Raw genomic sequence first — 2,993 nt, 5'->3', positions numbered from 1 at the left:
CTGGGAGATGTGTTCCTCGACAGCCACGGTTACTCCTTTATTGAAGCGGCTACATCCCGGTGGTGAGTTTCAGACACCGCGATGAGTTTGGGACTACGGGCGGTGGCGCACTGGAGTGGCGTGCTACGCCCGTTCGTCATCAACTCTAGTTCGCATTCCGGTATTTTGAGGACAAGTTTTCATGCTGTGAGAAGAAAAACCGCTGATTTTCGGTGACCTATGCAACTGCGTACAAGGTCATCTTGCGTAATGGTCATGACTTGGAGACGTGTAACACGGGATCGGGAAACCAAAAATCCCGGCGTGTTGGCCCGCTGGCGCTTGAACGCGCGGGGAAAAGCGTGTTTCGTTGGTAGTAACGCTTTGCACCAGCAGGAGGAAACAAGTGAGCGACGCCGTATCGGCAAGTGTGGAGCCCGCAAAGAAGATGGGCTTCAAAGAGGAAGATCTGATCCAGGAACTCGGCTACGACGACGACGTGGATTATGACCTTCGCGATTCCATTGAGGATCTGATCGGCTCGGAGCTGCTCACCGAAGAGGACCACGACGTCGTAGATGCGGTCATCTACTGGTGGCGCGATGGCGACGGCGACCTGGCCGATGCCCTCATGGACGCCCTGGCCAGCCTGGAAGACGACGGCGTGGTGTGGCTGCTGACCCCGAAGCAGGGGCGCGAAGGCCACGTCTCACCGACCCTGGTGCAGCAGGACGCCCCCACCGCGGGGCTGCACATGACCAACGCCGAAGGCGTGTCCAAGGAATGGTCCGCCATTCGCCTGGTCCAGCGACGCAAGCACTAACGCCCGTGCAACCCGGAACGAAACTTCCAAGCTTTAGTCTGGAGAATCAGTACGGGGAGCGGGTCACCAGCCAGGATCTGTCCACGGGCCGGAGCATCATCGTGTTCTACCCGTGGGCATTTTCGCGCGTCTGCGGGGGAGAGCTGGCCGAACTGCAGCAGCATCTGCCTGAGTTCCGTGACGCCAATGTGCGCCTGGTGGCCATCTCCGTGGACCACAAGTTCGCGCTGCGCACCTACGCCGAGCAAGAAGGTTTTGGCTTTGAGTTGCTGGCCGACTTCTGGCCACACGGGCAGGTGGCCGAACTCTTTGACGCCTTTGATTCCGAGCGCGGTGTCGCCCGACGAGTCACGGTTAGCGTCAAGGACGGGGTAATCCATTCGCGGTTTGAATCACCACTCAGTGATCCGCGAGATTTTCAATCATATGAACGAGCTCTAGAACGGTAGCGCTTAACACGTTTACCTACGGCGTTGCGGCTCAGCGGTGGAAGAACCGACATCGCGACGGTTCCAAGCTCCACGGTCGAGGAGGGTAGCGGCTTCTCTCCCAAGGGGGTTGAGCGGGCCGCAGTATGGCCCGTCAGATGAAACGCGGAACATGGTGAGAAACGGCTAAGGGTTAGCCCGGTGTTCTGGCGTATTTACGCATTCATCCGGCATACCCGTGTAGGTAGGCCGACCCAGCATTGGCAACGTCGCGGTACCGTACTTCGCCAATTGCCTTGATGGGCAGTTGGTAAGCGAGACGGCTGTTCGCTGAGGTCAACCACGCTGTGGCGACAGAAGCTGATTCTGCATCCTCGATCGCCAAGGCCTGAGTTAGCATGAAGCGGAGTTTTTCTAAGGCGGCAGGTGTGGGCACTTGTGCGCCGCTCCGCCATTTTCTCACTTGTCCAGGATCTTTGACGCCGACCATTGAGGCCACTAGCGCAGGGGGCAAGAATTCCAGCGCCTTCTCCACGACTTGCTGAGAAGACATGGAAACGACGCTGCTTTCAAATGGTGTTGGAGTGGACGACACGGCGTACCTCCCTGCTGAGACCCTTCTTGACGCACGAGTTTACTCTGCCGGCCTAGAAATAGCCTCCAGGAAGCTCGTTTTCTTTCTGCACTGCGCCTTCGTCATATGAGAACTTATGCGTTTCATCAGCCTCCGCCATAGATTCAGTGAAGTCATGTTCGCGTGCCGGGTTTTGATGCCTTCCTCCCGGAGGCGGCCGCTCCCGCTTACCGGGTTGTTGACCGATGAGCGCATCATTCGATCACCCGTGGAATCCTCCTCGTGCAGTCATGCGTGGCCAGCAGTCGTCGCGGCCCGAAGAGGCGGGGCGGCTTCATGAACCACCGATGACCGGCTGCCCGCCGGTCCGCACCAACTGCTCGACCAGAATTGCGGCCCTCGTCGAACCACCGGCAGCTGCCAAAGCTTCAGCCAGCTCGTGGGCGCGATCGCGGTACTGTACCTGATTCAGAAGTACCTGTGTTTCGCTGCGGATCCGCTCCGGCGTGGCCCGACGCGGCGGCACACTTCGTCCGGCGCCGGAGGCAGCGACCCTGCGGGCAATGAAGGGTTTCTCCTGGCCACCGGCACCACCAACAGCGGCACCCCGTGTCCCAAAGCCGCCAGGACTGCGCCATAGCCGCCGTTGGTAATCATCACATCCACCTTGGGCAGCAGCAGATCGTGGGGAACCCATCCTGCGTCGATGACCGAGGCGGGCAGCCCGTCGGCACGATGACGCCCGCCGATCACAATTTGCGCTTCTGCCTCCAGGGCCTGCACCGAGCGTTGCACCAGTGAGTTGCGATCCCGGCCAAGCGTCCCCTCGGTCACGTGCACCACCGGTCCGTCGTCCCCGAGTCTCTCAATCCACGCCCGTGTCGTGGCGTCGGCAGATACCCGGGTGCCGGCAGACAAATCGCCGATCAGGTGCACGTGTTCGGGAAGGTCCGGCCGTGGGGGTTCCAGTTGCGCGATGCCCTGGGCCACCACCAGCTGATCCGAAAGCAGGCCGGCACTTCCGCCGCGTGAGGCTGAACCCAGTCCCAGTTGGGCACGCATCTGATTGTTCCAGCGACCCATCATCCGTTCGGCGCTCATCTCCAGCAGCCCGTTGACCCGCCCCCGCCACCAGGCGAAGGCGCTGGGCCCTGATGCGCCGGGCCGCGGGCCGCCAGTGGTGGGAAAG

At 60.8% G+C, this 2,993-nt stretch carries 4 protein-coding genes; 2 read left to right on the top strand and 2 right to left on the bottom strand.

Annotation, left to right across the window (positions count from 1 at the left end):
• The first annotated feature begins 385 nt into the window (after positions 1-385).
• Both JCM19049_RS10690 and JCM19049_RS10685 read left to right on the top strand, forming a co-directional pair.
• Positions 386-802, top strand: coding sequence for a DUF3052 domain-containing protein (locus tag JCM19049_RS10690; RefSeq protein WP_054821583.1), 417 nt, complete (start codon positions 386-388; stop codon positions 800-802).
• Positions 763-1,251 (top strand): redoxin domain-containing protein, encoded by a 489-nt coding sequence (locus JCM19049_RS10685; protein WP_279402971.1) that lies wholly within the window; start codon positions 763-765, stop codon positions 1,249-1,251. Before JCM19049_RS10690 ends, JCM19049_RS10685 begins: the two co-directional genes overlap by 40 nt.
• A 202-nt stretch (positions 1,252-1,453) precedes the next feature.
• Here JCM19049_RS10685 and JCM19049_RS20235 read toward each other — a convergent pair whose 3' ends face one another.
• Both JCM19049_RS20235 and JCM19049_RS10680 read right to left on the bottom strand, forming a co-directional pair.
• Positions 1,454-1,765 (bottom strand): hypothetical protein, encoded by a 312-nt coding sequence (locus JCM19049_RS20235; RefSeq protein WP_279402970.1) that lies wholly within the window; start codon positions 1,763-1,765, stop codon positions 1,454-1,456.
• 507 nt (positions 1,766-2,272) lie between these two features.
• The coding region (locus tag JCM19049_RS10680; RefSeq protein WP_374700291.1) for a glycosyltransferase at positions 2,273-2,993 on the bottom strand (721 nt) is incomplete at its 5' end.

This window comes from Arthrobacter sp. JCM 19049 (genome assembly GCF_001310435.1).
The sequence above is the reverse complement of the archived record's forward strand: the minus strand, read 5'-3'. Positions and strand labels throughout refer to the sequence as shown.

Coding starts and splice junctions, on each gene's coding strand:
- JCM19049_RS10685 (WP_279402971.1), top strand. CDS start 763: ATGGTCCGCCATTCGCCTGGTCCAGCGACGCAAGCACTAACGCCCGTG.